This is a genomic window from Pseudomonas sp. R3-41 (assembly GCF_054161485.1).
The window spans coordinates 1916811-1932237 of the sequence record NZ_CP096421.1 but is presented as its reverse complement, the minus strand read 5'-3'; the positions used below and the strand labels follow the sequence as shown (position 1 = coordinate 1932237).

Annotated in this window: 14 protein-coding genes; 6 read left to right on the top strand and 8 right to left on the bottom strand. The window is 62.2% G+C overall.

The features are described 5' to 3' along the window. Nucleotides 1-99 precede the first annotated feature (99 nt). The 4 genes from M1D99_RS08690 to M1D99_RS08675 form a co-directional block, all read right to left on the bottom strand. Nucleotides 100-543 carry a hotdog fold thioesterase gene (locus M1D99_RS08690; protein WP_186708110.1) on the bottom strand — a complete coding sequence of 148 codons (444 nt, stop codon included), beginning with the start codon at nucleotides 541-543 and terminating at the stop codon, nucleotides 100-102. Between the two features lie 90 nt (nucleotides 544-633). Further along, on the bottom strand, nucleotides 634-1083 hold the full coding sequence (gene sixA / locus M1D99_RS08685; RefSeq protein ID WP_458131648.1) for a phosphohistidine phosphatase SixA: 450 nt from the start codon (nucleotides 1081-1083) through the stop codon (nucleotides 634-636). After that, nucleotides 1080-1427 carry a DUF4389 domain-containing protein gene (locus M1D99_RS08680; RefSeq protein WP_053123936.1) on the bottom strand — a complete coding sequence of 116 codons (348 nt, stop codon included), beginning with the start codon at nucleotides 1425-1427 and terminating at the stop codon, nucleotides 1080-1082. Before M1D99_RS08680 ends, sixA begins: the two co-directional genes overlap by 4 nt. Nucleotides 1428-1456: 29 nt before the next feature. Continuing rightward, nucleotides 1457-2482 carry an NAD(P)H-dependent glycerol-3-phosphate dehydrogenase gene (locus tag M1D99_RS08675; protein ID WP_186708114.1) on the bottom strand — a complete coding sequence of 342 codons (1026 nt, stop codon included), beginning with the start codon at nucleotides 2480-2482 and terminating at the stop codon, nucleotides 1457-1459. A 199-nt stretch (nucleotides 2483-2681) separates the two neighbouring features. On the opposite strand from M1D99_RS08675, the gene M1D99_RS08670 reads away from it, so the two are divergent. The 5 genes from M1D99_RS08670 (at nucleotide 2682) to fabB (ending at nucleotide 9632) form a co-directional block, all read left to right on the top strand. Beyond that, nucleotides 2682-4805 carry a TonB-dependent receptor plug domain-containing protein gene (locus tag M1D99_RS08670; RefSeq protein ID WP_458131647.1) on the top strand — a complete coding sequence of 708 codons (2124 nt, stop codon included), beginning with the start codon at nucleotides 2682-2684 and terminating at the stop codon, nucleotides 4803-4805. After that, nucleotides 4806-5738, top strand: coding sequence for an ABC transporter substrate-binding protein (locus M1D99_RS08665; RefSeq protein WP_434574689.1), 933 nt, complete (start codon nucleotides 4806-4808; stop codon nucleotides 5736-5738). After that, a complete protein-coding gene (locus M1D99_RS08660; protein WP_434574688.1) occupies nucleotides 5735-7636 on the top strand; it encodes an ATP-binding protein in 1902 nt (633 codons plus the stop codon). The genes M1D99_RS08665 and M1D99_RS08660 overlap by 4 nt, the downstream gene beginning before the upstream one ends. Nucleotides 7637-7884: 248 nt before the next feature. Next, nucleotides 7885-8400 (top strand): 3-hydroxyacyl-[acyl-carrier-protein] dehydratase FabA, encoded by a 516-nt coding sequence (gene fabA / locus M1D99_RS08655; protein ID WP_003204400.1) that lies wholly within the window; start codon nucleotides 7885-7887, stop codon nucleotides 8398-8400. An 11-nt stretch (nucleotides 8401-8411) separates the two neighbouring features. Further along, entirely contained in the window at nucleotides 8412-9632 is a 1221-nt protein-coding gene (gene fabB / locus M1D99_RS08650; protein ID WP_434574686.1) for a beta-ketoacyl-ACP synthase I, read from the top strand. Between the two features lie 191 nt (nucleotides 9633-9823). On the opposite strand, the gene M1D99_RS08645 is transcribed toward fabB, so the two are convergent. Together M1D99_RS08645 and M1D99_RS08640 are read right to left on the bottom strand one after the other, a co-directional pair. Next, on the bottom strand, nucleotides 9824-10288 hold the full coding sequence (locus tag M1D99_RS08645; RefSeq protein ID WP_458131646.1) for a DUF3859 domain-containing protein: 465 nt from the start codon (nucleotides 10286-10288) through the stop codon (nucleotides 9824-9826). 211 nt (nucleotides 10289-10499) lie between these two features. Next, a complete protein-coding gene (locus M1D99_RS08640; protein ID WP_458132119.1) occupies nucleotides 10500-11453 on the bottom strand; it encodes an amidohydrolase family protein in 954 nt (317 codons plus the stop codon). A 183-nt stretch (nucleotides 11454-11636) separates the two neighbouring features. Between M1D99_RS08640 and M1D99_RS08635 the strand changes: the two genes are divergently transcribed. Further along, nucleotides 11637-12497: a pirin family protein gene (locus tag M1D99_RS08635; RefSeq protein WP_458132118.1), complete on the top strand. Its 861-nt coding sequence runs from the start codon at nucleotides 11637-11639 to the stop codon at nucleotides 12495-12497. Between the two features lie 159 nt (nucleotides 12498-12656). On the opposite strand, the gene M1D99_RS08630 is transcribed toward M1D99_RS08635, so the two are convergent. Beyond that, nucleotides 12657-13385, bottom strand: coding sequence for a dienelactone hydrolase family protein (locus tag M1D99_RS08630; RefSeq protein WP_186708128.1), 729 nt, complete (start codon nucleotides 13383-13385; stop codon nucleotides 12657-12659). 69 nt (nucleotides 13386-13454) lie between these two features. Next, complete coding sequence (gene htpG / locus M1D99_RS08625; RefSeq protein ID WP_434574683.1) at nucleotides 13455-15359, bottom strand: molecular chaperone HtpG; 1905 nt, start codon at nucleotides 15357-15359, stop codon at nucleotides 13455-13457. Nucleotides 15360-15427: the final 68 nt, after the last annotated feature.

The window sequence follows — 15427 nt, the reverse complement described above, 5'->3', positions numbered from 1 at the left end:
TCCGCCTGACAAACCGCAGCGCCTGGTCTTGGGCCTGCTGCGCAGTCCAGCGGGAGCAAGCTCCCTCGCCACAAGGGCGTTTCACCCGCCATAAGGGGTTCAACGCGCCGGTGGTTGCTCACCCAGCGGCACCACGGCCATGGTCAGGCGCGACACGCAATTGAGCTTGCCCTCGTCATTGACCAGGCGAATGTCCCAGACCTGGGTGGTACGGCCCAGGTGAACCATCCGGGCCGTGGCCGTTACCCGTCCGCTGCGCACACCGCGCAGGTGGTTGGCATTGATCTCCAGGCCGACGCAATAGAACTTGCTGGCATCCACACACAGGTAGGCGGCCATGGACCCGACCGTTTCGGCCAGGACCACCGAAGCACCGCCATGCAACAGGCCGAACGGCTGGTGGGTACGCTGATCGACCACCATGCTGGCGGTCAGGGACTCGTCGTCGAACGACTCGAAACGGATATCCAGCACTTCGCTGATGGTGTTTTTACCGGCGGCGTTCAGTTGCTCGATGTTGGGGGTGGTGCGCCACAGACTCATCGCTGCCCTTCCTTTCTGGTTTTTATTACATTCAATCCTGCACAGCACTGTGGGAGCAAGGCTTGCCCGCGATGCAGACGCTGGAATGGATCAGGTATTACGGCGCTTGAGGCTCATCGCCCCGGCCAGCGGCATATCGCCTTCCAGCTCGGCCAGCCCAGCCGTTTGCACTTGCTCGGGCTGTTTCAGGTGGCCGTGCTGCAGGAAGCCCAGCAAGCTGCCCACCAAAGGGTTATGACTGACCAGCAGCACATCGTCCTGATCCTTCAGATGCCGCAACACATCGGCCGGCCGGGTCTCCGGCGTGAGCCAATCGACGGTGATCAGTTCAGGTTCGAAACCCAGTGCTTCGCGCACCAGTTGCGCGGTCTGCTGGGCGCGCACATAAGGGCTGGCATAGATGGCCCGCAATGGCTCCCCCATCAACCGTTCGGCACTGAGCAACACTTCCTTGCGACCATGCACCGTCAAGACCCGCTCTGGATCGGGACGCACACCATGGGGCTCTGCCTCTCCGTGACGTAATACCCACAGTTTCATAGCTTCGGCTCCTCGTCCCGGACCGGATGCGGCGCCGGCGCCACGGCGTGAGGCGCTTCACCTTCCGGCGTGCGTGGGGTCGGCCAGTCCGCGAACGGCCAGGGCTTCTGGTCGCTGTGGAAGGTGCCGAAACGGCCGATCTGCGCCAGGAACTGGCTCAGGCTGTCACCGAAATTCATCAGGCTCGCGCTGGGCGCGCCGTAGATCAGCCTATAGATCAATTGCACCAGCACCACGGCGCCGAGGATGAATTGCGCCACCTGCCAGACCAGCAGGTAAACCACCATCCACAGCACACGCAGCAGGATGGATTCGTATTGGGGTTGCCCTTGCGGATCGTTCATGGCTCGCTCCTGCTTGCTTCAATAGCGGTTCAGTTGAAACCGCTGGTGGAAATGAAATCAACGTCGGTCTTCGGTTCACCACGCATCAACAGCTCGATCACCTGTTCCAGCGTGCGCCCTTCAAACAGGATCGCGTGCAGCCCGGCGACCAGCGGCATGTACACCCCCGCCTCCTGGGACTTGGCCTTGAGCACCTTGAGGGTATTGACCCCTTCGGCCACTTCACCCAGGCGCGACACAGCCTCATCAAGGCTCAAGCCTTGGCCGAGGGCAAAGCCGACCTGATAGTTGCGACTCTTGGGCGAGGAACAGGTGACGATCAGGTCGCCCACCCCGGCCAATCCCAGGAAGGTCATCGGGTTGGCGCCTTGGCTGACGGCGAAGCGGGTCATTTCCGCCAGCGCGCGGGTGATCAGCATGCTCTTGGTGTTCTCGCCCATGTCCAGCGCCACCGCCATGCCGGCGATGATGGCATAGACGTTCTTCAGTGCACCGCCCAACTCCACTCCAAAACGGTCAGCACTGGCGTAGACCCGAAAGGTGCGGCCATGGAGTGCGGCCTGGACCTGTTGGCACAATTGCTCATCCTCACTGGCGACCACCGTGGCGGTCAGCGCGTGCTCGGCGATTTCCCGCGCCAGGTTCGGACCGGAAATCACACCGATCCGCGCCTTGGGGGCGATTTCTTCGAGAATTTCGCTCATCAGCTTGAAGGTCTGGGCTTCGATGCCCTTGGTCAGGCTCACCAACAGTTTGCCGCTCAGGCGCTCGGCATGGGGTGCCAACACCGAACGCAAGGCGCTGGACGGCAAGGCGACGAAGAACAGGTCGCTACCCTCCAGGGTGGCCTGCAAGTCAGTCACCGGCACCACTTCCGGGCGGATCTTGATGCCCTTGAGGTAACGTGGGTTCTCGCGGTTGACCCGGATGGCCTCGGCCTGTTCCGGGTCACGCATCCACTGGCGCACCGGGTGGCCATTCTCGGCCAGCAGGTTAGCCACGGCGGTACCGAAACTCCCGCCCCCCAGGACCGCAATCGGGCGCTGTTCAGTCATATGCAATCCGTTCATCCATACCAAGTGGCAATGCGGGGCATTATACGGAGCGGCCGGATGGCGACCAGCCCCGGCAACAATTACCGCCAGCTGTAGGAAGCTGACCACCAATTCCTAGGAAAATGCTGTCAACGTGAATGGAAAAGTCGTTCAGCTCAGTTAACATGCCCGTCATCCGTCCATTCTCATAGGCTGTGCCGTGTCCGTTGGCCCTTCCCGTTCAGGTTCGTCCCTGCTCTTGGCGCTGATCATCAGCCCGCCAGTGCTGGCCGACGACTTGTTCGTGGACAGCCAGCCCCTGCCCCAGGTACTCACCGCCACGCGCCTGAAGCAATCGCCGGCGGCGGTGCCAGGCAGCATGACCGTGCTCGACAGCGAGCTGATCAAGGCCAGCGGCGCCCGGGACATCAGCGAATTGCTGCGCCTGGTACCGGGCATGATGGTCGGCAACATCACCGGCAACCAGGCCGCCGTGAACTACCACGGCACCAACGCCAGCGAAGCGCGGCGCATGCAAGTGCTGATCGACGGCCGCTCGGTGTACCGCGCCGGCCTGGCCACGGTGGACTGGAGCGATATTCCGGTAGCCATGGAAGACATCGAGCGGATCGAAGTCTTCCGCGGCCCCAACACCGTCAGCTATGGCGCCAACGCGCTGATGGCGGTGGTCAACATCATCACCCGCGCCCCGGCCGACAGCCATGGCACCCGGTTGAAAATCACCCGGGGCCAGCGTGGCATCAGTGACTGGTACGCCAGCCAGGGCACCGGCTGGGAAGGCGGCGACCTGCGGTTGTCGCTGTCCGGCCAGGAGGACGATGGTTTTGACAGCGACCGCAACGGTGCCGACTACCGCGACAGCCGCCGCCTGAATCGCTTCAATCTGTCGGTCAGCCAGACCCTGGACGAGCGGCAGAGCATCGACTGGCAATTGAACGCCAAGGACGGGACCAACCAGCGACCTTATACCTACCATCCCGTGTTTGCCGGGATTACCGCCGCTGGGGATAATTCCGACGTCATCGCCAAGGACTATGCCGGCTCACTGCGCTGGAACCTGGACCTGGACCCCAACCACAGCCTTTATGTACAAGGCTCGATCCAGCACTGGGATCGCCAACAGACCTGGCGCGCCTGTGACGCCGAGGTGTCTTTCAGCCCGCAACTGACCGACCTGTGGCAGCTCAACCCCAACTATGCCGAGAAGCTGGCGCGCAATATCCCCAGCTATACCAGCATCGGCGCGCCACCCGGCACGCCACAGGAACAGGCGTTGGCCAACCAGGTGCTCGACCAGTGGCGCAACGGCGCCTCGCGGACCCTGTGCGGCGATATCGACCAGAGCGCCCGGGAATCGCGCTACGACCTGGAGATCCAGGACACCCTGAGCCTGTCCGACAGCCTGCGACTGGTCACCGGCGCCAATTATCGCTACGACCGGGCCGACTCGGAGACGTACTTCAACGGCACCCTGGACGACACCACCTGGCGCCTGTTCGGCCAGCTCGAATGGCGGGCTACCGAGCATTGGCTGTTGCAGGGTGGCGCGATGTTCGAGGACACCCGCCTGACCGGCAGCTCGCTGACCCCACGGGTTGCGGTCAACTACCTGATCACGCCGCGCCACGGCCTGCGGGCGGTGTACTCCGAAGCCGTGCGCTCGCCGGACATGTTCGAGAACAACGTCAACTGGAGCTACCAGGTCACCAACCTGCAGCCTGCCGCCTTCGGCCAGAACAGTGCCCGTTATTTCGTCCGGACCCGCGGCCCGGGCAACCTGGAGCAAGAGCACATGCGCTCTCGGGAACTGGGCTACAACGGTTATTTCGTGGACGTGGGACTGGCGGTCGACGTGAAGCTGTTCCATGACGAAATCACCGGCATGATCAGCGAGCCGCTGCGCAACAATCAGTACATCGCCAGCAATGCCAATGAATCGCAGTTCTCCGGGGTCGAGACCCAGTTCGACTGGCGCATGACCAGCGCCGACCGTCTGCGCCTGACCTATGCCTATGTCGACGCCCAGGCCAGCAACCCCCTCGACGAACAACTGACCGCCCGCAACAGCGGTTCGGCCGGCTGGCTACGGGATTGGGGCCAAGGCTGGAACAGTGCGCTGTTCTACTACGCCGCCGACGACCTCAACGGTTATCGCTTCGAACGGGTCGACACCCGCGTCGCCCGGCGCATTCCCCTGGGCAAGGCCAGCCTGGAACTGGCGGGCGTGCTGCAACAGCGCCTGGACAACCAGCCCATGACCTTCGTCGACAACCGCTACGACTCCCGCCATGTGGTGTACTTCAGCGCGGAGCTATCGTTCTAGATGTCCCGGCGCCGCCCCCGCAAGACGCCATTTCATGGCCGCCTGACGCTGGCCCTGTGCCTGGTGTTTGCCGGCTGGCTGGCAACCCTCCAGGCCCGGGCCGCCGAGATACTGTTGACCGGCGCCGAGGACAGCCCCGGCGTACAGTCTTTCACCCAGGCCCTGAAAACCCTGCGCCCCGAAGACAGCGTACGTTTTACGCCACTGGTCAACCTGCCGACGCCGGACAAGCTGCCGGACACTGTGCGCCTGATCCTGCTTGACTTGCCCAGCCTGGAGTGGCGCCTGCAAGACGCGCGGGGCCCGGCCACCCTGGTCCTGCGCATCAGCCGCCAGCAAGCCCGCGACCGCCTGGGCGACGCCACGCCCGCGCACCTGAGCCTGCTGTGGAGCGATCCACCGATGGCGCGCCAATTGCGGCTGATCCGCACCATCCTGCCGCAAGTGCGACGGGTCGGGGTGCTTTACGACGCCCACAGCGAATTCCTGCTCAAGGACCTCCGACAGGCCGCGGCACCGCTGGGCCTGGTCATCGTCAGCGAACGTTGGGACGACACCAGCGACAGCCGTCCCCTGCAAAACCTGCTGGGCCAAAGCGATGTGCTGCTGGGCCTGGATGACCCCGACTTGTACAACCCCAAGACCGTGAAGAACCTGTTGCTCAGCAGCTATGCCCGGCAACGCGCGCTGATCGGGCCCAGCGCCGCATTCGTCAAGGCCGGCAGCCTGGCCAGCACCTACAGCGACCAACAAGACTGGCTGGCGATCCTCGACGAGCTGCTTGACCGCCCCGCCACGACCTGGCCGCGCACGCTGTATCCGGACCGCTTCAAAGTCCTGGGCAACCGGCAGGTCTCCCGCTCGCTGGGGATCGAACCGATTGACGCCGAATCCGTCGCGGCAACGTTGGCCGAAGGAGAACACCGCCCATGACCTTGCGTCGCCGTTGGGACATCAACACCCGCACCCAGCTCATCGCCCTCGGCCCGGCGTTGCTGCTGACCTTGCTGCTGATCACTTTCTTTACCTTCGTGCGGATCCAGGACTTGCGCCAGGAGCTCAATCACACCGGGCAACTGATCGCCAACCAACTGGCCCCCGCCACGGAATACGGCGTGATTTCCGGCAACAAAGAGGTGCTTGAAAGCCTGCTCACCGCAACCCTGGCGACCCCACACGTGCGCTTCCTGGAAGTCCAGGACAGCGCCGACAAGGTCCTGGTGTATGTCGAACAACCCGAGCAGGTCCACAGCCGTGCCCAGCAGATCGACGTCTTCCAGGCCCCGGTGCGCCTGCAGCGCATTGCCCTGAACAATGATTTCCTGCAGGGCAACAGCACCGCCATGGAGGCGTCCGGCGAAGATTACCTGGGCCGCGTGATCGTCGGCATGTCCAGCGACGCCTTCAGCCAGCGGCAACAGGAAATCCTGTTCAAGGCCGCGATCCTGGCGTTGTTCGCTCTGCTGTTCACCTTCCTGGTGGCACGTCGGCTGGCGACCAGCCTGTCCCGGCCGATCCGCGACATCGGCAACGCGGTCAAGGCTATCCAGCAAGGCGACTACAGTACCCCGCTGCCCATCGTCGATGACACCGAACTGGGGGCCTTGTCGCGGCACATCAACAACCTGGCCGACGGCCTGGAACAAGCCAGCCGCGAACAGCAGCAGGCCATGGCACAGCTGATCAAGACCCGCGAAGAAGCGGAAAAAGCCAACAGCGCCAAGTCCGAGTTCCTGGCGATGATGAGCCATGAACTGCGCACGCCCATGAACGGCGTACTGGGCATGTTGCAGCTGCTGGAAACCACCCGCATGACCGACGAGCAGCACGAGTACACGGCGCTGGCTTCGGAATCCACCGAACACCTGTTGAAGGTGATCAACGACATCCTCGACTTCTCGCGCATCGAGCGTTCGGCCCTGGAACTGGAGCACATCCCGTTCAACCTGGCCGAACTGGTGGGCAGTTGCGCGCAGTCTTTCCAGCACAGCGCCGCGCAGCGCAAGCTGGGCCTGGACCTGCGGGTCCCGGACGACATGCAGGCCTTGCAGGTCCAGGGCGATCCGACGCGGATCCGGCAGATCCTGGTGAACCTGATCGGCAACGCGCTGAAATTCACCGAGCAAGGCCGTGTCACCGTGCAATGCCAGTGGCAGGCCCTGGACCACGAACTGCTGTGGTTCACCTGCACGGTGCGCGACAGTGGCATCGGCATCCCCGCCGAGAGCCTGGAGCGCATGTTCGATGCCTTCCAGCAGGCCGACAATTCGATTTCCCGGCGCTACGGCGGCACAGGCCTGGGCCTGCCGATCGCCCGCACCCTGGCCGAACGCATGGGCGGGACGCTGCGGGCCCAGAGCGAAGAAGGCCAAGGCTCGGTGTTCACTCTCGAGATCCCGCTGGCCCTGTCGCGCCAGACACCAGCGACCCTGGTGCCGCGCCTGCCTATCGGCAGCGGCGATGGCGAAGGCCGCAACGTGTTGCTGGTGGAAGACAATCCGGTCAACCAGACGGTGGTCGAAGCCATGCTGCGCAGCCTGGGTTTCACCGTCAGCATCGCCACCGATGGCGCCCAGGCCGTACGCAGCGCCGAGAGCCTGATTTTCGAAGCGATCCTCATGGATTGCCGGTTGCCCATCATCGATGGCTACGAAGCCACGCGGCAGATCCGCCAGTTGCCGGGTTGCGACCAGGTGCCGATCATCGCCCTGACGGCCAACGCCTTGCAGGGCGACCGCGAAGCCTGCCTCGCGGCGGGCATGAACGATTACCTGGCCAAGCCGTTCAAAAGGAACGAACTGCAACAGATTCTGCAGCGCTGGGTGAATTAGAACAGCTCGCCAGACCATCTGTGACTGGCGTGAAAGGCGAAAGTGCGGCAGTCTTAGGCACCCGAACGAGCCTCGATTGGGGCTTGAATAAAAATTTCAGTGCACAGGTGTACATTCATTTCCCGTGTGCTGTGACTTTCACTACAACGCAATAGTCTATGAGTAGGCTGTCGATTCGAGGCATGAACGCTTCGATCGGCCGGGAAGATTTGCCCCACCCTGCCGCATGGGACTATTGAGGAGCTCGCATGACCAAACAAAACGCCTTTACCCGGGAAGATCTGCTGCGCTGCAGTCGCGGTGAGCTGTTCGGCCCAGGTAACGCGCAACTGCCCGCCCCGAACATGCTGATGGTGGATCGCATCACCCATATCAGCGAAGAGGGTGGCAAGTACGGCAAAGGTGAATTGGTCGCCGAGCTGGATATCACTCCGGACCTGTGGTTCTTCGCCTGCCACTTCGAAGGCGATCCGGTAATGCCGGGCTGCCTGGGCCTGGACGCCATGTGGCAACTGGTCGGTTTTTTCCTCGGCTGGCAAGGCCTGCCAGGTCGCGGTCGCGCCCTGGGTTCGGGCGAAGTGAAGTTCTTTGGTCAGGTCCTGCCGACCGCCAAGAAAATCACCTATAACATTCATATCAAACGCGTCCTCAAGGGCAAGCTGAACATGGCCATTGCCGATGGTTCGGTTGCCGTGGACGGTCGCGAGATCTACACCGCCGAAGGCCTCCGGGTCGGCGTTTTCACCTCCACTGACAACTTCTAAGGGTTATCCGCATGCGCCGCGTCGTTATCACTGGTCTGGGCATCGTTTCGTGCCTGGGCAATGACAAAGAGACCGTCTCCGCTAACCTGCGTGCAAGTCGCCCTGGCATCCGGTTCAACCCGGAATATGCCGAAATGGGTCTGCGTAGCCAGGTTTCCGGCTCCATTGACCTTCCCCTCGAAGAACTGATCGATCGCAAGATCTACCGTTTCGTCGGCCATGCGGCGGCTTACGCCTACCTGGCCATGAAGGACGCCATCGCTGACTCCGGCCTGACCGAAGAGCAGGTTTCCAACCCGCGTACCGGCCTGATCGCCGGCTCCGGCGGCGCCTCCACCTTGAACCAGATGGAAGCGCTGGACATCCTGCGCGAAAAAGGCGTCAAGCGCGTTGGCCCGTACCGCGTCACGCGGACCATGGGCAGCACCGTTTCGGCCTGCCTGGCCACGCCGTTCAAGATCAAGGGCCTGAACTACTCGATCTCCTCCGCTTGCGCCACCAGTGCCCACTGCATTGGTACCGCAGTCGAGCAGATCCAGATGGGCAAGCAGGACATCGTATTCGCCGGTGGCGGCGAAGAAGAACATTGGAGCCAGTCGTTCCTGTTCGACGCGATGGGCGCCCTGTCCAGCAAGCGCAACGACACCCCGGACAAGGCTTCCCGCGCCTACGATGCAGACCGTGACGGCTTCGTCATCGCTGGCGGCGGCGGCATGGTGGTGGTCGAGGAGCTGGAACACGCCCTGGCCCGTGGTGCCAAGATCTACGCGGAAATCGTCGGCTACGGCGCCACTTCCGACGGCTACGACATGGTCGCACCAAGCGGTGAAGGCGCCGTGCGTTGCATGCAGATGGCCATGTCCACCGTTGATGCACCGATCGACTACCTGAACACCCACGGCACCTCGACTCCGGTCGGCGACGTCGCGGAAATGAAAGGTGTGCGCGAAGTGTTCGGCGACAAGGCCCCGGCCATCAGCTCCACCAAGAGCCTGTCAGGTCACTCCCTGGGCGCCGCCGGCGTTCACGAAGCGATCTACTGCATGCTGATGATGGAAGGCAACTTCATGGCCGGTTCGGCCAACATCGACGAGCTGGACCCGGAAGTGGCCGACCTGCCCATCCTGACCAAGACTCGCGAGAACGCCACCATCAATACCGTGATGAGCAACAGCTTCGGCTTCGGTGGCACTAACGCCACCCTGGTGATGAAGCGCTGGCAGGGCAAGTAAGCCCCGCTGCTACGCCACACAAAAAAACGCCCCGACTGGTTCGGGGCGTTTTTTTGCCTGACGGATATGCCTGAATACCTTGTGGGAGCGGGCTTGCTCGCGAATGCGGCGGATCAGACGGCACATTGCTAGCTGACACTCCGCATTCGCGAGCAAGCCCGCTCCCACATGAGATCTGCAGTGGGTGGAATTCAGCGCACGACAAACCGCTGCTGTGTCAGCAGCCGATCACCCTGGAACACCATGAATCGCCACTCTCCCGGCACCACTTCGTGGCTTTCGGTGAACTCGTAGGCCATGACGTCCTGAGGCGCGCCAGGTACCAGTTTCTGGATGACCTCGAATTTGTCGTGGCGCACGCCATCGGGGGTGCGGATACCGGGAGTGAAGTACAACAGGGTCAACGGCTGGTCGTCAGCAACCTTGCCAGCCAACTGATAGCGCATGCCGAATTTGGTGCCCAGCTTCGCCGGTACGCTCTCGGTCTGGCGGATCTGCTCGTTGCTGCGCCGCAGGACCCGCTCGCCCGATTGCAACTCAGCCTGGGGCCCTTCAAAGACACCGTATTCCACCGGGCCTTCGACACGAACTTCCGCCTGGGCCAGGCCGCAGGTCAACAACAGCGCGACCAGTGCGCTTGAACGGGTGATGTGCATAGTGCGCTCCTTGATTGAGATGAGCGCGAGGGTATGACGCGGGAGTGACAGGCTGATGACAAAGCGATGTTGGCCAGGCCAGCTATGGCCCGGAGATAGGGTTGCCCCTGTGGCGAGGGAGCTTGCTCCCGCTCGACTGCGCAGCAGTCGCCAGATTTTGGGGCTACTGCGTAGCCCAGCGGGAGCAAGCTCCCTCGCCACAAAAGCGGGCTTAGCGGGCCACTGAGCGGGGCAGCACCGCCAGGAAGTTATCCCGCGCCACTCTCCTCGCCACGTCTTGCGGCAAGGCATCGAGGAACGGATCGAAGCTGCGCAGTTCCTCACCCAACTTGTTGAAACGCCCAACCACATCCGACCCCACCATGAAACGCTCAGGAAAGCGCTCCACCAGCTTTACCCACTCAACCCGAGGCTTGCCCACCTCATCCAGCAAGTACGGCGTGAGTACGCTCCAGGACAGGTCGACGTAGAGATTGGGGTAGGCCTCGAGCAGGCGGGTCAGGGTCGGCAGCAGAAAATCCAAGCGGGTCTGGTGACGATGGATTTCCATGCTGGTGCCTGCATGGGCCCAGATGAAGCGCGTATGCGGGTGATTGCGCAACGGCTCCTCGATTTCCGCCAGGTACAGCGGATTTTTCTCACGCTTGGACGTGATGTTGGAATGCAGCATCACTGGCAGGTCGTTCTCCGCCGCCAGGTGATAGATCCGCGTCATGGCTTCGTTGTTGGCCCGTGGCGTGTCGCCCGAGGTCAGCGCCGTCAGGTCGTCATGGCGGGTGAAGACTTCACCGATGCCCTGCCACAACCCCGGATAGAGATCGAGCATGCGCTGGATGTGGGCGGCGGAGTTCTTGTCGTTGGGATTGAAGCCCGACAGGAACGGATGGAAGTGCTGGCGCTGTTCGTCGGTCAGCTTGCTCACTGCTGCGGCGACGATCACATCGGTGGCGCTGTACCAATAGGCATCCGCGTCATCACCGGCGTAATAACGCGGACGCTTGGGCTCGTCCTCATGCCATTTCTTGGCCACCGGCACGCCGGAAATCATCACATGCTCAATGCGATTGTCCGCCATCGCCTGAAGCAGCTTGGGCATGCCGGCGCTTTCCTGGAAGAAATCGACGTAATGCAGGTGCGCATCGCTGTAGGCATATTCGCGGGCCATGGCGGTGGCGCTCGAAACGACCAGCAGCCAGGCAAGGATCAAACGGGTCAAAGGCACGGGCGGTCTCCAGAAGCCATGAACAGCGTAGACCCTCGCCGTCCCGCCTGGGTTCAAGGCGCATGTGCAGTGTCTGCCGGCGGCGGGTTATGCTTCGGCCAACCGTTGTTCAACCTGGAAGACAACATGACCACCCTCCTGACCGTTCGTCCCCGCGCCGAAGACGTCGAAGGCCAGCCGATCCTTCGCCCGCTGCCGTCCGCCAAATGCCGCAGCGTCGGGCCTTTCGTGTTTTTCGATCACATGCTGCCAACCACCTACCCGGCCGGCAAAGGCATGAACATCCGCCAGCATCCACACATTGGCCTGTCCACCCTCACCTACCTGTTCGAAGGCAAACTCCAGCACAAGGACAGCCTGGGCTCCGACCAGGTGGTGGACGCTGGCGATGTCAGTTGGATGACCGCCGGCAGCGCCATCGCCCACGTCGAGCGCACCCCGGAGTCATTGCTGGGCAGCCCTTTCGCCATGCACGGGTTGCAAGTCTGGCTGGCCTCGCCCAAGTCCCACGAACAGGGCCCGGGGCACTACAGCCATCACCCCGCGCAGAGCCTGCCGGTCAGTGAGAACCTGGGGGTCAGCATCCGCATGATCGCCGGGGCAGGCTTTTGCCTGGAATCACCGGTACCGGTGCTGTCGCCAACGCTGTACGCCGAGTTGAACCTGCAAACAGCAACGACCTTGCTGATTCCCACCGAGCATGAAGAACGGGCCCTGTATGTGATCAGTGGCGAGGCGTTATTGGAGGGTGAGCCGGTAGAAGCCCATTCCCTGGTGATATTGCCAGCCGGGGAAGATATGACACTGTTTGCCGACAGCGATTGCCATGCCGTGCTGTTCGGCGGCGCGCCCCTGGACGGGCCGCGGCGGATGAACTGGAATTTCGTTTCCAGCGACCCGGCCCGGATCGATGAAGCCCGCCGGCGCTGGGCGGCTGGGGACTGGCCGACGGTGCCGGGGGAAAGCGAGCGGATCGAGCTGCCCTGAGTTCAGGGTTGTCTGGCTGGGCCCCTTCGCGAGCAAGCCCGCTCCCACAAGGACCGAGTCGCCCGCAGCACTGTGGGCATCGCAGATCCACTGTGGGAGCGGGCTTGCTCGCGAAGGGGCCAGTCCTGACACCAACAATGCTCAGTACCCGCCCCGACCTCAGCCCTTGAACACTTCATCCAACAAATTATGCATCGAGCGGAACGCCCGCCCGGCGACCTTGGCGTCGTACATCATCTTGCCCGGCACATTGGCCTGCGGATCAGTGAACGAGTGCACCGCACCGCCGTAGCTCAGCAACTGCCAATCCACCCCGGCGGCATTCATTTCCTCTTCAAAGGCCGGCAGCTGCTCTTTCGGCACCAGCGGGTCGCAAGCGCCATGCATCACCAGCACCGCGCCCTTGATGTTCTGCGCATCGGCCGGGTTCGGTGTATCCAGGGTGCCGTGGAAGGAAATCGCGGCCTTGAGCGGTGCGCCGGTGCGAGCCAGTTCCAATGAACAGCAACCGCCGAAGCAGAAGCCGAACGTGGCCAGCTTCGTCGTGTCGACCTCGGCTTCGCCCTGGCTTTGCAACTGCTCGAACGCAGCCTGCATGCGCTTGCGCAACAATGCCCGGTCGTTCTTGAGGGGCATCATCGCCGCCCCCGCCTCATCGGCATTGGTCGGGCGCACCGTTTGCCCATACAAGTCGGCGATCAGCACCACATAACCGTTGGCCGCCACCGACTTGGCAATGTCCTCGGCACCCGCCCCGACACCCATCCAGTTCGGCGCCATCAGCAAACCCGGGCGCGGGCCCTGCTGGTTAATGTCGAAGGCCAGGCGCCCTTCATAACTTTGACCATCGATCTGATAGACCAGCGAACGAACCGTAACCTGACTCATGACGGACTCCTCTTTGACTGAACACCAGAAATGAAAAAACCCGCCGAAGCGGGTTTTTCCTGCACTTGTTTAAGCTGACAGTTCAACCAACAGCTTGTTCAGGCGACGCACATACGCCGCCGGGTCCTTCAGGCTGTCGCCGGCCGCCAGGGCCGCCTGGTCGAACAGGATGTGCGACAGATCGCCGAAACGCTCTTCACTCTGCTCGTTGTCGAGTTTTTCCACCAGCGGGTGGGCCGGGTTGAATTCGAAGATCGGCTTGGAGTCCGGGACTTTCTGGCCGCTGGCTTCGAGGATCTGGCGCATTTGCAGGCCCAGGTCCTGCTCACCGATGGCCAGGATCGCCGGGGAGTCGGTCAGGCGGTGCGAGACGCGCACTTCGCTGACAGCGTCGCCCAGGGCGGTCTTGATCCGCTCCACCAGGCCTTCCTTGCTCTTGGCGACTTCTTCGGCGGCCTTCTTGTCTTCTTCCGAATCCAGGTTGCCGAGGTCTAGGTCACCACGGGCCACATCGACGAAGCTCTTGCCGTCGAACTCGCTGAGGTAGCTCATCAGCCACTCGTCGATGCGGTCGGTCAGCAGCAGCACTTCGATGCCTTTCTTGCGGAAGACTTCCAGGTGCGGGCTGTTCTTGACCTGCGCATAGGTTTCACCGGTCAGGTAGTAGATCTTGTCCTGGCCTTCCTTGGCGCGGGCCAGGTAATCGGCCAGGCCAACAATCTGCTCGCCATCGTCACCCTGGGTCGACGCAAAGCGCAGCAGGCCGGCGATTTTCTCTTTGTTGGCGAAGTCCTCGGCCGGACCTTCCTTCATCACTTGGCCAAAGTTCTTCCAGAAGCTCTTGTACTGATCAGGCTCGTTCTTCGCCAGTTTTTCCAGCATGTCCAGCACGCGCTTGGTCAGTGCCGACTTCATGGAATCGATGATCGGATCTTTCTGCAGGATTTCCCGCGAAACGTTCAGCGACAAATCGTTGGAATCCACCACGCCCTTGATGAAGCGCAGGTACAGCGGCAGGAACGATTCGGCCTGGTCCATCACGAACACACGCTGCACGTACAGCTTCAAGCCCCGTGGCGCTTCGCGCTGGTACAGGTCGAACGGTGCGCGGGCCGGCACGTACAGCAGCGAGTTGTATTCCAGCTTGCCTTCGACCTTGTTATGGCTCCAGCTCAGCGGGTTCTCGTAGTCGTGGGCGATGTGCTTGTAGAACTCCTGGTATTCCTCGTCTTTCACTTCGGTGCGTGGACGGGTCCACAGGGCACTGGCGCGGTTGACGGTTTCCCACTCCACTTCAGGCTTTTCTTCACCTTCGGCGGCGGTGACTTCCTTCGGCAGCTCGATGGGCAGCGCGATATGGTCGGAGTACTTCTTGATGATATTGCGCAGGCGCCAGCCATCGGCGAACTCGTCTTCGCCGGACTTGAGGTGCAGCACGATGCGAGTACCGCGATCAGCCTTGTCAACGGTGGCGACTTCGAACTCGCCCTCGCCCTTGGAGGACCAGTGCACGCCTTCGCTCGCAGCGAGGCCGGCACGGCGGCTGAACACTTCGACCTGGTCGGCCACGATGAACGCCGAATAGAAACCGACGCCGAATTGACCGATCAGGTGGGAATCTTTCTTCTGGTCGCCGGACAGGTTCTTCATGAAGTCGGCGGTGCCGGACTTGGCGATGGTGCCCAGGTGCGTGATCACCTCTTCGCGGCTCATGCCGATGCCGTTGTCTTCGAGGGTGACGGTTCTGGCGTCCTTGTCGAAGCTCACACGGATTTTCAGCTCAGCGCCGCCTTCCAGCAGTTCAGGCTTGGAAAGGGCTTCGAAACGTAATTTGTCGACAGCGTCGGAGGCGTTCGAAATCAGCTCGCGAAGGAAAATTTCCTTATTCGAATACAGCGAGTGAATCATCAGGTGCAGCAGTTGCTTCACCTCGGTCTGGAAGCCCAGGGTTTCCTTTTGAGTTTCCACGCTCATGGTCATCAAACTCCAAGTGGATGGTGGTGTCCGCCTCGCTGAGATTGGCGGCGGGATGTCCTCAAGGT

Coding starts and splice junctions, on each gene's coding strand:
- M1D99_RS08640 (WP_458132119.1), bottom strand. CDS start 11,453: ATGGCCCGCGAATATGCCTACAGCGATGCGCACCTGCATTACGTCGAT.
- M1D99_RS08630 (WP_186708128.1), bottom strand. CDS start 13,385: ATGAGTCAGGTTACGGTTCGTTCGCTGGTCTATCAGATCGATGGTCAA.
- M1D99_RS08665 (WP_434574689.1), top strand. CDS start 4,806: ATGTCCCGGCGCCGCCCCCGCAAGACGCCATTTCATGGCCGCCTGACG.
- fabA (WP_003204400.1), top strand. CDS start 7,885: ATGACCAAACAAAACGCCTTTACCCGGGAAGATCTGCTGCGCTGCAGT.
- htpG (WP_434574683.1), bottom strand. CDS start 15,359: ATGAGCGTGGAAACTCAAAAGGAAACCCTGGGCTTCCAGACCGAGGTG.
- M1D99_RS08635 (WP_458132118.1), top strand. CDS start 11,637: ATGACCACCCTCCTGACCGTTCGTCCCCGCGCCGAAGACGTCGAAGGC.
- fabB (WP_434574686.1), top strand. CDS start 8,412: ATGCGCCGCGTCGTTATCACTGGTCTGGGCATCGTTTCGTGCCTGGGC.
- M1D99_RS08690 (WP_186708110.1), bottom strand. CDS start 543: ATGAGTCTGTGGCGCACCACCCCCAACATCGAGCAACTGAACGCCGCC.
- M1D99_RS08660 (WP_434574688.1), top strand. CDS start 5,735: ATGACCTTGCGTCGCCGTTGGGACATCAACACCCGCACCCAGCTCATC.
- M1D99_RS08675 (WP_186708114.1), bottom strand. CDS start 2,482: ATGACTGAACAGCGCCCGATTGCGGTCCTGGGGGGCGGGAGTTTCGGT.
- M1D99_RS08645 (WP_458131646.1), bottom strand. CDS start 10,288: ATGCACATCACCCGTTCAAGCGCACTGGTCGCGCTGTTGTTGACCTGC.
- M1D99_RS08680 (WP_053123936.1), bottom strand. CDS start 1,427: ATGAACGATCCGCAAGGGCAACCCCAATACGAATCCATCCTGCTGCGT.
- sixA (WP_458131648.1), bottom strand. CDS start 1,083: ATGAAACTGTGGGTATTACGTCACGGAGAGGCAGAGCCCCATGGTGTG.